The sequence below is a fragment of the Candidatus Thermodiscus eudorianus genome, assembly GCA_015521085.1.
GTDB lineage: Archaea > Thermoproteota > Thermoprotei_A > Sulfolobales > Acidilobaceae > Thermodiscus > Thermodiscus eudorianus.
Genome location: WAOW01000005.1, coordinates 257,816 through 275,834, shown reverse-complemented (window position 1 = coordinate 275,834; position 18,019 = coordinate 257,816). Strand labels below are relative to the sequence as shown.

The window sequence follows — 18,019 nt, the reverse complement described above, 5'->3', positions numbered from 1 at the left end:
AATATTATGTATGATATATAGGCCCCTATATAAGGGCGTTTCCTAGCATGCCAGTAGAGGCCAAAAGACAAACCCCGGGTGGAATACGAGATGGACGAGGAGCTAGTACTAGAGAAAGCCAGGGAAAAGATCATACAAGAACTCTTAATACAAGAGAAGCTAAGGAAGTGCTGCAAGATAAAACCCAGGAAGGAACTCGTCGAAATCAACACGATAGAGGAATTCAAGAAGGCCATCTCAACGTGTAGACTAGCGATAGGCTTCTTCTACACGCCCACATGCCCCTACTGCAGGATGATGGAGCCCCTCATGGAGGAGGCCGCCGCTATACTAGGAGACCGAGTATACTTCTTCAAGGTAAACGCCGCACGCCTCTTCGAACTGGCAGGAGCGCTATACATAATGGGTACCCCGACAACGATAGCATTCCACAACGGCAGGGAAGTGGATAGGCTCGTAGGGCTAGTGCCTCCAGAGGTCTTAGAAGAGTTCCTAGCCAATCTCCTGGAAAAAGGCCAGTGCCCAATACCAGTCGCTGAAGAGCTCGACTAAGAGTACTTGCTGGCCAGCTTCTTAATACTGCTCTTAACCAGCTTCAGGGCCGCTGGCTTTGATATTCCAAGCTTTCTAGCTAGCCTCGATATGTTAGAGGCCTCGCCATTAGCCAGCATGCGCAGAGCCTCCTTCTGCCGTAGGGTCAAATAAACCTCCCTATAGTCCACCTCGCCGACATCGACTATCTCATAGCTATGCTCCTTGAGGAGCCTCCTGGTATACTTGTTGTCTCTCACTATGAAGACTATAGTCTCGTCGCCTCTTATAACGGGTTGTCCTATGACGTGTGTAGCACGCATGAGCTTCGCGAGGACACAGTCGTCACAGCTCTTCTTCAACACGTGTACCCGTCGATTCGACACTACGATGTGCTCGATCTTGGCCGGGCATGTGCCTATTCTAGTGCCTAGGTACTCGTCTGGCTTCAACTGACGGAGCAGGTCGCACTGCTTCATAGTCACCTTGAGCAGCTTCATAAACTCATATACCCTCCAGAGGAACTGGTTTGCCAGCCTTTATTTAAGGTGGAATATAGTTGTATATAAAACTCCCGGTCTCCGGCTGGGGAACGGTTAACCTGGTTATCCGTTGTCTCTAGTAGTCCCATAGCCCCACATCACTTCAATGAGCAAGCGGCTTCCATGGGGTGGAGTTACTTGGCCTCAAATGGGAATAATGGGTGGGCACGCCTCGTCCTGATAGTAGCTATACTAGTCTACGTGTTCTATTTCGCTGCAGCCGCCTATACCTTCCAGAACCTACCGCCGATCCCCGAGAGCGTTGTTACAAGCGACGGCACGGTCCTCTTCACCAAGGACGATATCATAGAGGGCAAGTACCTGGTACAGAGATACGGCATACAAGATTATGGAAGCGTGCTCGGATTCGGCGGGTATTTCGGGACCGACTATACAGCCTACGCGCTGAAATTCATACAAATGGAGGCCAATGGTAAGCCTGGAAACGAGCTCGTATCGATAGAGAAGCACAGCCCTGTGACCTTTGTCGTCGGAGACGAGGTCGCTAGGGCCTACGAGAAGCTCTACAACTACTATAAATCGCTGTGGAGAGACGAGTACGTCAATGATAGACTAGCGCTGGACAAGCTGCTCACAGACGAGGACATATCGAAGATAACGGCCTATTTCACCTGGACAGCCCTGATCGCCATGAAGGGATACACGAACGGGTTCCCCTACACTCCCGGCCTAGTGGAGCAGACTATAGACGCGACCAGGGCGACTTGGATCACGATATTCGTGCTACTACTAGTGATAATGCCGATAGCTGGCTACATTATAATAAAGTTCATAGACTACTGGAGGGACGAGAGGATAACCGTCAGCCTCCCAGAACCAACACCAACTCAGAGGGTTGCACTGCTCGGAATGCTCCTAGCGGCCCTCGGCTTGATCGTGCAGGGGCTACTGGGAGGCTACATGATGCACCTATACGCAGAGCCCGAGCTCTACGGCATAGACCTAAGCCATCTACTGCCCTTCAACGTAGCCAGAGGGCTACACTATAACCTGGCGATACTCTGGATCGCCGTGACCTGGGTCAGCTTCGCACTATTCGTCCTACCCTACTTCGGCCTCAAGATAACCAAGCAGCAGTCCCTAACCATACTGCTGGCTGGAGGCCTCGTAGCGATACTAGGACTACTAGGTCTATGGAGCAGCTACCTGGGCAAGATGCCGGACTCCCTATGGTTCCTCTTCGGCAGCCAGGGCAGGCCAGTCGTCAGCCTCGGAACCGTGTGGCTACTCCTTATAGCGGGCCTCGTCGGCTACCTGGCTGTAACAACCTACAAGGTAGCCAAGCAGAACCAGTATCCCTTCAACGCCCTACTCAAGATACTCTCAATCGGGCTAGGCGGCACCGCCTTCGGAGCCTTCATAGGCGCGCTACCAATCGTCAAGCCATGGACTAACTTCACCATGGACGAGTACTTTAGGTGGATAACTATACACGCCTTCGTGGAAGGGTTCTGGCCGGCGATAGTGATACCGATACTACTGATACTGCTAGTGATAACCGGCATGGTACCGCCTAGGCTAGCAGTAGCCGTTGCCGGTCTAGACGCTACCCTAGAGATAGCGACCGGTATGATAGGCACGGCACACCACTACTACTGGGGAGGAGAACCCACCTTCTGGATGTATATAGGAGCCGCGATATCTACTCTAGAGGTACTCCCCATAGGATTCGTCATAGCATACGCCATAGTACTGTGGAAGAGGGGCGAGATACAAAACGAGATACAGAAGACAGTCCTAACCTTCACGCTAGTCGCGGCGCTAGGAGGGGCCATCGGCGTCGTGGCCTTCGGCGCCGGGCTAATCAACATGCCAATAGTAAACTACTACCTACACGGCTCACAGGCAACAATGGTCCACGCACACCTAGCAATGCCCCTAGCCTACGGAGTGCCGACCATGCTGATGTGGGTCATAGCCTTCGTGTTGGCCGGCGGGATACCGGTCGAGGCCCTGCCGAATATAAGGAAGGCCGTAGTTATAACCGCGGTAGGCTTCTACCTCCAGGTACTGCTGAGCCTTGGAGTAATGATGTACAAGCAGTTCGACGCAGGAAGCCAGCTGGGATACTGGTATATCAAGAGCCTCGTGACTCCAGACGGGAAGCTCGCTGGCATATGGACCCAGCCGACTATGCAGCACATTATATGGGCTAGACTGGTCGGTGACGTGATAGCTGGACTGGCCATACTCTGGATAGTGTATTATCTAGTGAAGGGATTCCCAAAGGCATTCAAAAAAGGCTAAACAATAAAACAAGTCTTTTTTTATTTCTTATTCTTACTGTCTAGGAACCCTCTAGCCCTCTCCACAGTCTCTGGCCTCGAAGCAGAATACACCAGGCTCATCAATCCTCGCTGGAGCATTAGATGCGGCCTCGCCTCCCGTAACAACTCCTTAGCAGTTCGAACAGCCCACTGGTCATTGGAGGCAATGGCCTCTGCAACCTCTCTTACCTTTGCCACGAGCTCGTCTACGTTGTCGACAACCATATTAACTATCCCATATTCCAAGGCCTCTTCAGCTGTAATGAGTAAGCCAGTCAAGGCTATGAAGGCAGCCCTCTTATACCCAATGAGCCACGGGCCCACGGTAGGCGTTGCGGGGGGCACCATTCCCCATTTAACCGCCGGGCTACCCAGCTTAGCCTTCCTCACAGCGACTGCGATATCGCTGGCGTATAGCAGCTCGAATCCTATGCCGACTGCATGCCCGTTGACAGCGGCGATAACGGGTTTACTGCACTCGGATAACGCTCTGCAGACCCCGCCTAGGCCCTCATACATTATCTTCCACGCGTCATCCGTCCCAGTTATTTTCGCTACCGACTCCAGGTCCACCCCTGTCGAGAAGAACCTCTCACCGGCTCCTCTTATCGCGATAACAGTTGTGTTTTGATCCTCGCATTCACCCTTGATTGCATTCGCTAGTTCTCTTGCGTGCTCGTAGTCTAGGCTGTTCCCCTTATCCTCCCTGTCAATGATTATCCAGGATATGAGGGGGTCCCTCTCTACTCGGATAGGCATAATGTATTCACCTCAAGACCGGGATGCCGTCTATAAAGTTATTATGCTTGCCAGCTACCTTATATAGACTAGTAAAACATATTGAGAATATTGCTATAGAATATGGGGCATGTGATTCCGTGAGGGATCAACCCTTGGACCGCTTCAACTCGCATAGAGTATAGGCTAACGCTACCGATATACTTAGGACGACGAGTATAGTTGCTAGAGCCGCTATAGCCGGCTGGCTAGAATAGTCGTTTAACCCAGGCCTCCTAGCCCTATTCCAGACCAAGATAGGCAGGGTCTCAAACCCAGGGCCCTTAGTGAAAAGCGTCTTCGTGAAGTCCGTGAAGCTCATCATAAAGGCTAGCCCCAGAGCCGCTATTATCCCCGGCATGGAAACGGGTATAGTCACCTTTAGAAACGCCGTGAGCTTGTCGGCTCCGAGAGTCCTCGCCGCCGTGGCCAGACGAGAACCCTTACTCCCCACAGGCGACAGCGCTATATAGGCGTAGGCGACGTTGAAGGCTGTATGACCTATCAACACGCTGACAAGGCCCAGGGGGAAACCCAGGTAGAGGAAGAGGAGCATCAGGGATACTGCCTCGGTTATCTCGGGGATTATCACCGGGGGGTATATGAGGAGCGATACCAGGTCTCTATCCTCCCTCCTGGAGGCTAGGGCCGCTGGGAGTGCTATGGCAGTAGATATCAGTGCACTGGCTACCGCCACGACTATGCTGTTCTTGAAGGCTATCCAAGCCTCTGTGTCGTGGAGGAGCTGGAGGTACCATTTCACGGTGAACCCCTTCCATGTCCCGAAGAATTTGCTGTCGTCGAAACTGTATACCGCCATGACGATGATCGGTATATAGAGGAGCGTGATAACGGCATACGTGTAGTATTTGAGGATCCTCATAGCATATCCTCCCCCGTCCTCCTAGCAACGGCAAACGCGGCTACCATGAGAGCCAGCGTTATTACTACTGCGAGGGCAGCGCCCACGCCCCACATGCCCCCGCTTAGGAAGAGATAGTAGATGAGGCTTCCAACGGTGAACCCGGACTTCCCTCCGAGGAGTGTTGGTATGACGAACTCGGTCATAGACATTAGCAGTACTAGGAGTGACCCGGCGATTATCCCCGGCAGTGTTAAGGGGATTACCACCCTTGATACGAGGTCTCTAGTCGATGCGCCTAGGACCCTAGCGGCCTCTAGCACGTTGTCTGGTATTCTTGATAGCGAGGCGAACAAGGGGAGGAGCATTATAGGGAAGTACTCATAGATCATGCCTAGCATCATAGCATGGAACCCCTCCTTCAAGCCTATCGTGTATATCACTGTCTTGATCGCAAGGGATCGGAGCAACACGTCTACCCAGAAGGGGGTTAGTAGGAGCGCTAGCAAGAGTATCTTCTCCCGCCCGGTAGACACCTTTGCCACATAGTATGCCACGGGGTATGCAAGGGCTAGGGTTACGAGCGTTGTCTCGGAGGCGATCATTATACTATAGAATACTATCCTCGTATAGGAGGGATCCCTCACTATAGCCAAGTAGTTCTCCAGGGTTAGCCCTCCGCCCACTCCCGTGAAGCTCTGATAAGCCAGTATAGCGAAAGGCGCGTAGAAGAATACGAGGAGGAAGATGAGTAGCGGTATGATTGCCAGGGAGGGTTTCACTCGCTTACCACCCTGGCATCGTCCAGGCGCCATCCCACCCTTACTTGGGCGCCTGGCTTGAACCGGCCGCCATTCCTGGGCATGATTACCTTAATCATCTTCCCGTTGACTCTCACCTCTAGCCGCAGGAGCGGGCCCTGGAATATGACATCCTCCACGACGCCCTCGTATTCGACGTCGGCCCGCTCCGGGTTCACTTTCACGCGCTCCGGCCTTACAACGAGGAACCTTCCATCACCTAGGGGCAGGACATTCGCCTCGCCGAAGAAGGAAGCTACGAAAGCCGACCGCGGACTCTCATATACCTCCTCTGGCGCCCCCACCTGTAGTATCATGCCATCCCTCATAACGGCTATCTCGTGGCTTACAGCCATTGCCTCGTTTTGATCGTGTGTAACGTAGATTACTGTGGTCATCGTCTCCCTCTGGATCCTCTTCAATTCGAGGAGTAGCCTCTGTTTTATCTTGTAGTCTAGGTGGGCGAAGGGCTCGTCTAGCAATAGGACTGCTGGCTCTATCACTAGTGCCCTGGCCAGGGCGACCCTCTGCTGCTGCCCGCCGCTGAGCTCGTTTATTCTCCGGGACGCGAACTCCCCGGGGTCAAGCCCCACTAGCTCTAGTGTATCATATACCCGTCTCTTTATCTCGGCATCGCTATAACGCCTTATTCTCAGCCCGAAGGCTATGTTCTCATACACGTTTAGATGGGGGAACAGTGCTAGGTCCTGGAATACGAAGCCTATGTTCCTCTTCTCGGGCGGCTGGCTCGTGACGTCTTCGCCGTCGAAGTAGATCTTTCCACTGGTTGGTTTTTCGAGGCCCGCTATCACTTTTAGGAGTGTTGTCTTCCCGCAGCCACTGGGGCCGAGGAGCGTGGTTATGTGGCCCCTCCTAGCCTTCAGGGTGACCTCTCTTAACGCTGTGACCCTCTTATAGGTCTTTGTTATCTTTTCCGCGTATACCTCTACCCCCGGCAATCCCAGTGGCCTCGCCCACCCTCTATGTTGTTTGGAGGCGGTTGTACTGGTGTTTTAAGAGTATACCTTTAGCCTCTCTAGCCTCCCATGACGTGTAGCCTAATGGTCTCTACGTAGCTCGACATCTCCTCGTCTAGTACCGGGCTTGGGATGAGTTTGGTGTCTGGCGGTGGGTATACTAGGGGGTTGTTTAGGATCTCAAGTAGCTCCTCGTCATTATTTTCCTCGGCTATCTTTAGGATCAGGCTCTTCTTGAGAGCCGACGCATACCAGACCGCCTTCACGTTTCTAGCCGCTATGTCCGGGCGCATCATGAAGTTGATGAACTCCAGGGCCTCGTTGACGTGCTTTGCATCCCTTGGTATGACCATGAAATCGACCCAGAACAGGGCCCCGTCACTCGGGTTAACGAACTCGACATTAGGGTTCTCTTCCTGGACAACAAGTATATCGCCGCTCCATGCGAGCGCTAGGCATATGTGCTCGTTCTGGAGCTCCGGCATGTACTGGGAGGCGCCGTATAGGCCTACTATGTATGGCTTCACAGAAAGGAGAAGGTTCTCCACCTGCTTCATAACCTGGTCGTTCCAGTTCTCCCTAACGCTTGGATCATAGCCGAGGGCTATCATGGCAGTCATCACTGTCTCCGAGAACTCGCTCAGCAACGAGACTTTCCCGGGATACTGTGAAAGATACGACGCGTTATAGAATTGCTTCCATGTCCTGGGCGGCTCCTTGACGCACGTCTTCACATAGCCTATACCGGTTGTCCCCCACATATAGGGTACCGCATACTTCTGCTCCGGGTCCGCCGGGTGCGACGCTATCCGTGGGTCTAGGTTTACTAGGTTGGGCAGCTTCGACTTGTCTAGCGGGTGGAGGAGTCCCTGTTGCCTTGCCAGCCCCACGTAGGAGTGAGCCGTTATTATGACGTCGTACCCAGCTCCTCCGGCCTTTAGCTTGGCCCATGCCTCCTCGGCGGCCTCATACTCGTCATATACCACTTTGACGCCGTACTCCTTCTCGAAGTCTTCTAGCACCGTTGGATCGATGTACTCGCTGTAGTTGAGTACCTTCAGGACCCGCTGCTCCGGCTTGGCATAATATAGGTATCCGATGCCGGCTAAGATGATTATTACGACCACCAGTATCCCGGCTACCGCGGCCTTGCTCATTTAATGCACCCTAGGGGCTAAACCCCGGGTGGCGAAAAAGAATATAAACCTATGAAGCTTGGCCTCCTGCGAGCTCCCTAACGGCTTCTAGGGCTAGGTCGGCGTGTTTCTCGGCTGGCCTTACATTGACTAGAACCTTGCGTACTACCCCGTCAGGGTCTATTATGAAGGTCGCCCGCTCCGCGGAGATCCTCTTTTTCTTCCTTAGGACCCCGTAGGCTTCAGCTATCTTGCCGTCTGTGTCGCTTACGAGTATTACTCCCTTGAAGCCCTCCTTCTCGGCGAATCTCTTGTTCCTCTCTGGCGGGTCGGTGGAGACCCCTATGATGACCGCGTTTAGCTTGGCGAACTCCTCTGAGAGTTCGCTGAAGCGGCGGCCCTCCCTGGTGCATCCCGGAGTCATTGCCCTCGGATAGAAGTACAACACTACTATCTTGCCCCTGTAGTCGCTGAGCCTTAGCTTGCCACCCGTATGGGTTGGCGCCTCGAAGTCGGGAGCCTTCGAGCCGGGCTGGATAGGGTTAACCATATTCTAGTCACCATCATCTATATAGTGCAGGGGGTTTATTTTACTGAAGTATAGTATAAGCCGCGGAGGAGCTAGATAGGGTGGTAATGGAGAGGCTCCGGAAGAGGGTTGAGAGACAAACGATGCGCGTAGGACTGCTCTTATCAAAGGTGTCTAGCGACCCCGACGTCTACACGTTTCTAGGACTAGTCCTCGCCTGGACTAGTCCGGTCCTAGTCTACTGGGGACACCTGCTTGCAGGGGCGATAGTGATCCCCGTCTCGGGGCTTGTAGACGCGTTTGACGGCGCCGTTGCGAGAGCTACTAGGCGGGCAAGCAAGAGGGGGGAGTTCCTAGACTCAGTCCTCGACAGATTCTCGGACACCGCCTACTTCTACGCCCTGCTGGGCTACGGCTTCCAGGCAGGGATCGTGCTAGTGGGCCTCTCGCTGGCCATATCGATAAGCTACGTCAGGGCTAAGGGAGAGGTCCTAGGGGTCGAGATGAGGGGGGTCGGCTTAATGGAGAGGGGCGATAGGATCCTGGTCATAACACTCATAGCCCTACTAGCGGCACTAGGCCTATGGAGCGTGTCAAGGCTACTGCTCTGGGCCCTAGTAATCCTAATGGCCTATACTGTCGCTAGCAGGAGCTGGCGCGTAATCAGGGCCCTATCCGGTTAGCTCTATAAGCCCGGCGTCTTCTAGCGATGCTAGGAGGTTTTGGAGCCTGTCACTGCTTACCAGGTTTATACCGTAAGCGCTTGCCAGCTCTGTGTGGAGCCTTCTAACCGTGCTCCCGCCGTGGGCTGAGAAGAAGACCTCGTCTAGTATATTTAACGTGTTGGACTTGAATCCTAGCCTCTCAATCTCGCTTGTAAGCTTGAGTCTGGCCTCAAGTGACTCCAACTGGACCAGTATACCTGCGTATAGCGGTATCTTAGGCTTGACCTCTCTGTCGTCATCAACGGGCTCCCATTGGATGAGGCTCTGCAGTGGAGCCTCAACGTTGTATTTTAATGGCATTATGGCTGAGGCCAGCCTAGCAGTATCGTAGTCTCCCTGGGCGACGTGTCGAGCTATCATTCCATTTACTAGGTTCTTCCTAGAGGTATCGGTGGGTTTGTACTCGGTGGAGGCTAGGTACAGCGTGGCTGCCGCTAGGAGAGCCGTCCTGTGAAGTCTCTCAGTGGATACGGTGTCTGCGTCGTCAGAGTCCGTATGGTAGAACCTGTCGGGCCATTGGTTGTACATTACCGCGTCCCTCCCATAGGCCAGTGCCACGTCATGGTCGCTCCCGGCCATGTAGTAGTCTATGCTCGCGTTGGCGCCTATGGTGAGGCCGACATCATAGAATATGTCTCCTATGCGGGAGACTCCATGTGTCACGGGCGGATACAGGAGTCTGGGTTCACTCGAATAGGGGTCCCTCCTGCCAATCATGTCTAGGTTCAACGCATGCGTGAGTAGCTGGGAGAGCCAGCCCTCCATGCTTAGGAAGGAGCCCGTGTACTCGGGTAATAGGACTAGCCTTATAGTCTCGCCTGGAGGCTCTAGAGCGCCCTCGTCTATAGCCTCGGCCAATGATAGGAACGCTTCGACAGCCGCTGCGGAGCCGCTGGCATTGTCGTTGGCGCCGGGCTTTGGATGGCAAATATGAGCTAGCACGACTGGTCCTTTGGAATCCTTATCTCCGATCCACGCAGCCAACACTGGTAACTGGCCTGGGCCTCCGAGATCAGCGTCGACCTTTATCCGTACTGTCTTGCCGGGGAGGGACTCTGCCAGCTTCCAAGGCAGTGTCACGGCGACTGTCTGGTACTTCTGGGCCTCGTCTTGGGAGAGGAATAGCCCCATGTAGGGGAAGCTGTCGTGGTCCTTGGAGGGGTCGGCCAGTATGACTGCTGGTATCCCTGCCTCCGCCGCTAGGCGGTATGCCAGTTTGTGGTGTTTCTTGATAAGGAGTATCGCGTCGCTTCGACTCTTATAGGAGTCCGGGTTGAGGGGGTCTTCTAGCTCGGCTACCTTCCCCTCTATTATACCGTCGCTGCCGGGGCTGTGTGCCGCTACTAGGGTTGGATGCTGGTTCAGCGTGTATCTTTTACCTGCCGCCTCTATCCACCCGTCGTGTGCCTCCCAATGGGCTGGTAGGGAGAGCCATTCGGGTCCTGCCTTTCCCGTGTACTTGAAGCTTCTCACCTCGACAATGTCTGGGGCTTCGTCTATGATGAACCTCTCTATATCGCCGACGGCCTCTACTAGGCCCGGCGAGGCCTGTATCCTATTATATAGTGTTATCCTCTTGAGTACGTCGAATACCCTCCTCTCGCTAACGTAGCCTTGGAGTGAACGTGCAACCTTGGCCGCTAGCTCTAGGCTATTAGCTATCATCAAAGCTACGCCTCGCCCTGTCCCCTTGCTAGTAGGCCCCGGGGATTGGCTAGTAGATCTACGGGTACTTCGATGTATAGGGTCCCTCCCCGTTTAACCAGCTTTATACCCATAGCTTCCAGTCTACGAGACCCCTCGTCTCCCAGCTCGGCTATTGCCTCCTCGACCAGCCTATACCCTGTTTCTTCGTCGTGGTACTTGAAGAGGGCCCTTATGTTGATCTTGACACGACTCTGCCCCCCTGCCCTGGCTATTCCAGCTATTCCAGAGCCCCTAGACAGGGCCATGCCGTATAATGCTCTTAGCAGTGCATCTACAGGGTCCCTCTCCGGCAAGCACTGTCCCTCCCGCGAGCCCCCAGGGGCCAACATATATTCTCCTAGAGCCAGGTGTATTCAAGTTAATCGGTGCTCTATCCAAGTTGGTGCACTGCGGGGGCTACTCGATACTCTGGGGGCTCGTACTCGAACCCCTCGCACATCCCAAGCCCGGAGGCGTAACTAGGTGCAAGAGCCACCCTGATAAGGATGTCTATGACTTCGTGATGGGCGTCTATCCGGCGCTGAAAGCCTGTATGGCCGCTTGTAGCGGCGAGTGCAGGGGGTTCATTGGCAGGGGTTTAAACTCCTACATAAAGTCGGTGACGAGGGTCTCCAAGACGAATATACAGTTGGGCAGTGTGCTCCTGCTCCTCCCCCTGTGTAGGGCTCTCCATGACTCCTCTACCCCTGGGGATCTCTTTAGTAATGCTTCGAAGCTTGTAGTCGCTTGCGACAGCTTTGAGTCCGGCAAGGCCTATTACGATGCGTTATCACTCTTGGGAGCGAGCCACCTTGGACGGTACGAGGGCGCGGTTCCAAGCGTTGGTTCCGGCGAGTATCCCCCGGGCCTAGTCCCGGCTCTTGAGGCCTCCAGGTGGGATCACGTCCATAACGAGCTGCTATCGGGTTACCCGTTGACGGCAGAGGCCTATAAGATCATGCTGGATCGAATTGACGACGGTATAGAGGAAGCTATACTAGCCGCTATCCTAGAACTATTGGCTAGCCACGGCGATACACTGATCGCTAGGAAGTGGGGGATGAGCGCCTACCTAAAGGCTCTCCGAGAGGCGAGATACGCTAAGGAGCTATCCCTTAGGCATGGCGTCAGAGCCTCGCTAGAATACCTGGATAACCTGTGGAGGAGAAGGGGGTGGAACCCCGGAGCCGTACTTGATATAGTTGGCGTCGCCAGCGGCATAGTCTACTCGGTCTTAATAGGCGAGCTAGTCGAGGGGTGATATGCCCGTCTTAAAGATCCTCTTATAATACTCAGGGGTCCTCTTGTGCTTGAGCATCCTAGCCTTTATAGTGGAGTCTGTCTTGTCTATTGAGATCACCGTTATTGGAACGCCTAGGCTAGCCGCATAGGATATATATTCCTCTAGGTCTGTTAGGTCGCTAAACTCTAGTATAAACTCCTCGGCCAGAGGCTCGCCTACAGCGAACTTCCTTATGCTCTCGATAGCGGGTAGTAATATTGCTTCGCCTAGCCTCCTCGCTTCCTCCCTTAATCGCTCCTCGCTCCAATCCTCTTCGAAGGCCTTGAACATCTGCCGTAGGACCCTTGGGAAGATGAAGGTGTGGCCCTCGTCGAATGGGTACTTCATGCCCTCCTGTATATCTCTCGTGTTTATGTAACTCGTTGTATACTTCAGGGGAGGCACCCTGTATTCAGGGTCTTTGAGCACAACCCCCTCCCTACCAGCGGATTCTAAGCCTCTGACTATCTCCATTAAGTCTTGCCAGTTCTCCTTGTATATTCTCCCGAGTAGGGGAACATTCCTTAGCCCGTGCTTGTCTACTAGCATCCTCCTCTCGTCTACAGGCAACGGGTTACCGCCGTCATCGTATATATCGAATATGAAGTAGTCCCAGTAGGGCGCCTCGGGGTAGTAGTAGCGTGTATAGGGGTTCTCCATTCCGACAACCTCGCCGGCGATGACCGCGTTTTCTCCCAGATCATCGAACAGGCTGTTGATCTTCCCTCCGTAGGTTCTACGCATCCTGTTAGTCGTGTAGGGACATATGTAGCCTCCCCTGGTTATCGCTAGGATCTCGCCATCTAGGCGTACAACCCTCACGTTGTGCCCGTCCATCTTCTCCTCGACTATAATATAGTCTATAAAGTGGCGTGGTAGGGCTCTTGAGAGGAGGAGTACCCTCTCTATATGGGGATAGCCTTCTACTACCCGGTAGTCGTCCCTCGTGATTAGTATTACTGTCCCTTCGTAGTGGTCAGCTACATCCCTTCTCAAGGCTATGTAACGTATGTCCTTGTACCTCATTACCCTCGTGCTCTTTGACTCTAACAGTCTGCTGGCCCTCTCCGTGGATATATTCAACGCCTCGGCTAGTATGCCCGCTAGGTCGTTCTGGCTCTCTGTTTTTGACAATGTATCCCACACCGTTAATAGAGACTTAGAAGAGATCTTCATATAATTTGGCTCTGATGAATGCCTGAGGCCCAGGAGCTATCGCTAGAGTCGCTTTGAACTTTGATCGACTAGGTAAGAGGACCTGTGGGAGAAATTGTTAAAAAGGATAAGGTAAGGAGTAATGGTGCTACTTCTTACACCTTACTTCCATGGGCTGGTACTTCTTCCCTACAGGGCCGACGTATTTCTCGCTTGGCCTGATTATCTTGTTGTTCTTGACTTGTTCTATGTAGTGGGCTGTCCATCCGACTATCCTGCCCATCGCGAATACTGGCGTGAACATGGGTATCGGTATCTGTAGCTGGTAGTATAGTATGGCTGTGTAGAAGTCTATGTTGGCTGGGAGCTTCTTCTCCCTCCACATTACCTCCTCTGCCTTCTTCAGCACCTTCAGCCAGTAGTCTCCCTCTGGGAGCTGCTTGATGTACTCTGCCGCCACGTCGGTCCTGGGATCGTGTATCTTGTAGACTCTGTGGCCGAATCCCATTATCTTCTCCTTCTTGGCGAGCTTCTCTAGGATGTACTCCTCTATGTACTCCTCTAGGGGCTTGCCCTTCTCCTCCGCTAGCTTCTTGGCTTCGAGGAGCATCACTAGTGCTTTCTCGTTTGCTCCGCCGTGGAGTGGGCCTTTCAGGGCGCCAATTCCCCCTGCTATCGCGCTATACATGTCGCTTAGGGTGCTGGCTATCACCCTGGTCGTGAAGGTTGATGCGTTGAAGCCGTGGTCCATGTAGAGAACTAGTGAGGATTCGAAGGCCCTGGCCTCTAGGTCGGAGGGCTCTCTTAGTGTGATCATCCTTAGCACGTCCTTTGCATGATCCATGTTGGGGTCTGGCCTTAGGAACGTTCCGTGGTGGGCTAGGTTCCACCCAGCGGCGAATATCACTGGGAGCTGTGCTATCAGCCTGAGCGCGTGGTCGAAGAGGAAGTCGTCGTCGAACTTCCAGTCTTCTGGCGCATTATACTGGCCCAGTAGGGCGACTCCGTAGCTTCCGTAGTACATTGGGTGGGCCTTGGGCACTATCTTTAGAGCGTCTAGGACCTTTTCGGGTATTTGGCCTCTGTAGGTGTCGATCTTCTTCTTGATCTCCTTTAGCTCTTCCTCGCAGGGCAGTTCTCCCTTGTGGAAGAGCCAAGTGGCCTCGTAGAAGCTAGCGTTCTTGCCTATGTCGTCTATAGTGTACCCCCTGTAGATCGTGTGCTCTCCCTTGGGGTCTACTCCGCTGATGTACGTTACGTCTGGGACGACGTTAACCAGGCCCTTAGGCGCTATTATATAACCGTTCTCCACCTTGCACTCTGGTTGCTTTGACAATACAAGCACCTCCTGCGTTACTTTCATTTTATTATTGGTACCTGCTAGGGTATTCGCTTTACCCTAATCACATGTAAGTACACGTGTAAATACATACATTTATACGATCACACCCACCATAGCCCCACAATTCAAAGTTATAGGGTTCCAGGCTCGACACACCTATACCACCTAAATCAAGAGCTTAGGTATACTGCCTCACAGGGTGATGCGATTGAAGCACAACTTCGAAAACACTCCCAGACAGCTTATCGCAATAGCCAGAGCCATGATGGGAGCGGATCCAGCCCATGGATGGCCCCACATAGTGAGGGTGCACAAGCTGTCGAGGAAAATCGCCGAAGGGCTAGATGAGCCGGTCAACTGGAGGATCCTGGAGGCGGCGATACTGCTCCACGACATAGGAAGGAGTATCGAGGGAGTAGAGCACCATGCTGTAAAAAGCGCTAGGTTTGCTGGGGAAATTCTGCCAGGCCTAGGCTATGGGGTAGACGAGGTGGAATCCATTGTACACGCTATCAGGAGTCATAGCTTTTCGCTTGGAGAAGCCGCTACTACTCTAGAGGCGAAGATCCTGTCAGATGCTGACAAGCTAGATGCTCTAGGCGCCGTTGGTATAGCTAGGGTTATACATACCGGTTGCCGGATCAACCGCTCGTTCGAGGACAGCTTAAGGCATTTCCACGAGAAGATACTGGGCCTTCCAGAGCACATGTACCTGGAGCCATCTAGGAGGATGGCATATAGGAGGTTAGAGATCGTTAGGCGTTTCGTATCCCAGCTGGAGGAGGAGTTATAACGGGTTATCTCCCGGCTACTTTAGCGTAGGGTATCCTCATCCTCTCGATGACACCGGAGTAGTTAACTATGCCCTCTATTAGGAGTTCCCTGGCTTCCGACTCGTTTAACCCCCTGCTCTTTAGATAGAATAGTTCGTCCTCGCCTATGCTAGCCACGCTGGCGCTGTGGAATGCCTCTTCGACATTCCCAGTGTGTATCTCCAGCATGGGGCTCGCGTACCCCTTAGCCTCCTCGCCGAATGTCGAGACGTGGACCTCGACGTGCGACGCTGACCACTCAGCCTCTTCCTCGACGATCGCAATGCCTCGAAGCGTTAGAAGTCCCCGGTTAAGGACGACTCCACGCCCCTCGACGAAAGCCCTTGACCTGGAACCCCTGTGTCTAACGTTGAGTAGCACGTCGCTCCAGGCGGTCTCTCTTGATACCGCGGAGGAGACCACTCTAGCCTCGCTGTATTGGCCGTCCAGGAATACATCCTCGTTCACCCTAGTAGAGGGACCCCCAGAGTATAGGGTGTTCAGTTCCAGCCTGCTGCCCGTTCCGAGCCTGTAGATCCTTCTAACATAGACCGCTGTGTTCTCGTGGTTGGCATAGACGTATTGCCTTAGAGACGCGCCCTCTGATACCTCGTAGACCGTGGTTAGGGTTTTGAGGGACCCTTCACTCTCATTGCCTAGATCAGCCATCAACAACTCCACGCTAGAGTCAGGCTCCAGTATAATCCTCAGGTGGTGTCCCGTGTACGCTTCACCGGCCATGGAGACTATCAGTATGGGGCCAGCGTCTACACCCTCAGGTATCTTAAGCTCTACTATCGGCTTGGCGCGTGCCGCATGGAGGTATTCGAGCTTGCCGGCGACTTTCAAGTCGCTTATGACGTCGTAATCGCTATAGACTCTTATCCAGCTAGATTCGACACCCTCAGCAGCGACTCTATTGGTTATGACTAGTTTCCTAGGCTCCAGGGCCTCCAGCCATTCTGGCGGGCTCGGATAGTTCCTGGAGTCGGCAGCATCCAGCCTGCGCTCGAACTCCCTCCAGTTGGTGTAGTATTTCACGGTAGGCGAGTCTGCTATCTCCTGGAACGCCTCTCTCCTGGCTAATTCCATGTAGCGGCTCCGTAGCGTGTTCATCCCTCCTTCCGCCTCCTCTGCCTACCCTACCGCTCCTAGCTCCTTGAACTCTAGCTGGATGACCCTGTTGAGTATGTTCAGGTACTCGAAGGGTAGTTCGACTAGGATGTCGCTTAGGAAGCCGAGTACTATTAGGCTCTTGGCCTCGTCCTCGCTTAGCCCCCTAGACTGCATGTAGAATAGCTGTGGCTCGCTCAGCCGCCCGGTGGTCGCCTCGTGGGTCACTTGTGCTGTGGGCTCGTCCACCTGGTTATGCGGGTAAGTGTGGGCTTTGCTCTCCTTGTCGAATACTAGGCTGTCGCATTCTACGTCGGCCTGGGAGTGTTTTGCCCCGCGCACTATCTTTACTAGCCCTCGATAGATGTTTACTCCTCCCCCGGCGCTTATCGTCTTGTTGACTATCCTGCTCCTGGTTCTTGGTGCCAGGTGGATCATCTTGCTCCCTGTGTCTTTAATCACCGGGCCCTTGGATAGGCTTACCACCATGCTTCGTGAGATGGCGTTGTCGCCTTTCAGTATGGTGCTTGGGTATGTGACTGTTACTTTGCTCCCTATACTTCCCTCGAACCAGTCCACCTTGGCCCCCGACTCGGCTATAGCCCTCTTATTATTATAGTTTATCACATTTTTACTCCAGTTCTGGACGGTCGTGAACTTTATTGTGGCGTTCCTATGCGCGTATAGCTCAACCATGCCGTCATGGAAGCTATAACCAGTAAACCTTGGAGCGCTGCATCCCTCGATGAAGTTTACATAGCTACCCTCATCCGCTACTATCAGGGTATGCTCGAACTGGCCCTCATACGCTTTACCTATGAGGAAGAATCCCTCGATGGGCTCGGGGATCTTCACCCCCTTGGGAACATACATGAAGACACCGCCGCTCCAGAGGGCGCCGTGGAGTGCGGCGAACTTGTGGTCGGCTGCTGGGAATATCTTCATGAAGTAGTCCTTTAGTATTGGGAGGTCCTTCCTAACCGCCTCGTCCATAGACATTATGACTACTCCCTTGCTACGTAGAGCCTCTTTTACCCTGCCATAGACCGTCTCACTGTCCATGACCGCGTAGAGGCCCGAGAGGAATCTCGCCTCCACCTCTGGTATACCGAGCCTCTCGTAGTATTCCCGGATCTCCCTGGGTAGCTCGTCCCAGCTCTGGGCTTGGAACGCGTCTGGCTTGACGTAGTGTGCTAGTTCCTCCAGGTCTATCTCTTCTATCCCGGGGACCCACTTAGGCATGGGGAGCTTCTCGAATAGTTCGAGGCTCCTGAGCCTCAGCCTCCTCATCCAGTCCGGCTCCTTCTTTATCCTGCTTATCTCTTCGACCAGGCTACGGCTTATCTTCCCCCGTAGCTCTACCTCGATCTTGTAGGGTTTCCCTGTGAGGCCGAGCATATCTACTGTATCCATACCCCTTAGGAGTTCCTCCCGAAGCTTAACAGCTCCTTTCCTAGACAAG

At 53.6% G+C, this 18,019-nt stretch carries 18 protein-coding genes; 5 read left to right on the top strand and 13 right to left on the bottom strand.

From position 1 onward, the window contains the following. The first annotated feature begins 90 nt into the window (after positions 1-90). Positions 91-552: a thioredoxin family protein gene (locus F7C38_04675; GenBank protein ID MCE4600842.1), complete on the top strand. Its 462-nt coding sequence runs from the start codon at positions 91-93 to the stop codon at positions 550-552. Here the strand turns inward: F7C38_04675 and F7C38_04670 are convergent. Continuing rightward, complete coding sequence (locus F7C38_04670) at positions 549-1,031, bottom strand: hypothetical protein (protein MCE4600841.1); 483 nt, start codon at positions 1,029-1,031, stop codon at positions 549-551. The genes F7C38_04675 and F7C38_04670 overlap by 4 nt on opposite strands. A gap of 180 nt (positions 1,032-1,211) precedes the next feature. Between F7C38_04670 and F7C38_04665 the strand changes: the two genes are divergently transcribed. After that, complete coding sequence (locus F7C38_04665; GenBank protein ID MCE4600840.1) at positions 1,212-3,341, top strand: nitric-oxide reductase large subunit; 2,130 nt, start codon at positions 1,212-1,214, stop codon at positions 3,339-3,341. Between the two features lie 20 nt (positions 3,342-3,361). Here the strand turns inward: F7C38_04665 and F7C38_04660 are convergent, their stop codons facing one another. The 6 genes from F7C38_04660 to F7C38_04635 form a co-directional block, all read right to left on the bottom strand. Continuing rightward, a complete protein-coding gene (locus F7C38_04660; protein MCE4600839.1) occupies positions 3,362-4,120 on the bottom strand; it encodes an enoyl-CoA hydratase-related protein in 759 nt (252 codons plus the stop codon). Between the two features lie 127 nt (positions 4,121-4,247). Beyond that, on the bottom strand, positions 4,248-5,021 hold the full coding sequence (locus F7C38_04655; GenBank protein MCE4600838.1) for an ABC transporter permease: 774 nt from the start codon (positions 5,019-5,021) through the stop codon (positions 4,248-4,250). Next, on the bottom strand, positions 5,018-5,782 hold the full coding sequence (locus tag F7C38_04650; protein MCE4600837.1) for an ABC transporter permease: 765 nt from the start codon (positions 5,780-5,782) through the stop codon (positions 5,018-5,020). Before F7C38_04650 ends, F7C38_04655 begins: the two co-directional genes overlap by 4 nt. Continuing rightward, positions 5,779-6,759, bottom strand: coding sequence for an ABC transporter ATP-binding protein (locus F7C38_04645; protein ID MCE4600836.1), 981 nt, complete (start codon positions 6,757-6,759; stop codon positions 5,779-5,781). Before F7C38_04645 ends, F7C38_04650 begins: the two co-directional genes overlap by 4 nt. Positions 6,760-6,836: 77 nt before the next feature. Beyond that, complete coding sequence (locus F7C38_04640; protein ID MCE4600835.1) at positions 6,837-7,934, bottom strand: spermidine/putrescine ABC transporter substrate-binding protein; 1,098 nt, start codon at positions 7,932-7,934, stop codon at positions 6,837-6,839. A gap of 49 nt (positions 7,935-7,983) precedes the next feature. Further along, positions 7,984-8,463, bottom strand: coding sequence for a peroxiredoxin (locus F7C38_04635; protein ID MCE4600834.1), 480 nt, complete (start codon positions 8,461-8,463; stop codon positions 7,984-7,986). A gap of 86 nt (positions 8,464-8,549) precedes the next feature. Between F7C38_04635 and F7C38_04630 the strand changes: the two genes are divergently transcribed. Next, on the top strand, positions 8,550-9,125 hold the full coding sequence (locus F7C38_04630; protein MCE4600833.1) for a CDP-alcohol phosphatidyltransferase family protein: 576 nt from the start codon (positions 8,550-8,552) through the stop codon (positions 9,123-9,125). Here F7C38_04630 and F7C38_04625 read toward each other — a convergent pair. Beyond that, positions 9,114-10,832: a M28 family peptidase gene (locus tag F7C38_04625; GenBank protein MCE4600832.1), complete on the bottom strand. Its 1,719-nt coding sequence runs from the start codon at positions 10,830-10,832 to the stop codon at positions 9,114-9,116. The genes F7C38_04630 and F7C38_04625 overlap by 12 nt on opposite strands. Before the next feature lie 5 nt (positions 10,833-10,837). Then, the gene (locus F7C38_04620) at positions 10,838-11,167 is read right to left on the bottom strand and encodes a hypothetical protein (protein ID MCE4600831.1); all 330 of its coding nucleotides are present in this window, start codon (positions 11,165-11,167) and stop codon (positions 10,838-10,840) included. An 89-nt stretch (positions 11,168-11,256) separates the two neighbouring features. Between F7C38_04620 and F7C38_04615 the strand changes: the two genes are divergently transcribed. Further along, positions 11,257-12,114: a triphosphoribosyl-dephospho-CoA synthase gene (locus F7C38_04615; protein ID MCE4600830.1), complete on the top strand. Its 858-nt coding sequence runs from the start codon at positions 11,257-11,259 to the stop codon at positions 12,112-12,114. Here F7C38_04615 and F7C38_04610 read toward each other — a convergent pair. Together F7C38_04610 and F7C38_04605 are read right to left on the bottom strand one after the other, a co-directional pair. Continuing rightward, complete coding sequence (locus F7C38_04610) at positions 12,100-13,269, bottom strand: RNA ligase (GenBank protein MCE4600829.1); 1,170 nt, start codon at positions 13,267-13,269, stop codon at positions 12,100-12,102. The two genes, F7C38_04615 and F7C38_04610, sit on opposite strands and share 15 nt — an antisense overlap. A gap of 169 nt (positions 13,270-13,438) precedes the next feature. Next, positions 13,439-14,635, bottom strand: a complete 1,197-nt coding sequence (locus tag F7C38_04605) for a citrate/2-methylcitrate synthase (protein MCE4600828.1) — start codon at positions 14,633-14,635, stop codon at positions 13,439-13,441. A 205-nt stretch (positions 14,636-14,840) separates the two neighbouring features. Between F7C38_04605 and F7C38_04600 the strand changes: the two genes are divergently transcribed. Continuing rightward, positions 14,841-15,425 (top strand): HD domain-containing protein, encoded by a 585-nt coding sequence (locus F7C38_04600; protein MCE4600827.1) that lies wholly within the window; start codon positions 14,841-14,843, stop codon positions 15,423-15,425. A gap of 4 nt (positions 15,426-15,429) precedes the next feature. On the opposite strand, the gene F7C38_04595 is transcribed toward F7C38_04600, so the two are convergent. Further along, positions 15,430-16,560, bottom strand: a complete 1,131-nt coding sequence (locus F7C38_04595; protein MCE4600826.1) for a SufD family Fe-S cluster assembly protein — start codon at positions 16,558-16,560, stop codon at positions 15,430-15,432. 21 nt (positions 16,561-16,581) lie between these two features. After that, positions 16,582-17,970, bottom strand: coding sequence for a Fe-S cluster assembly protein SufB (gene sufB / locus F7C38_04590; GenBank protein MCE4600825.1), 1,389 nt, complete (start codon positions 17,968-17,970; stop codon positions 16,582-16,584). Positions 17,971-18,019 lie beyond the last annotated feature (49 nt).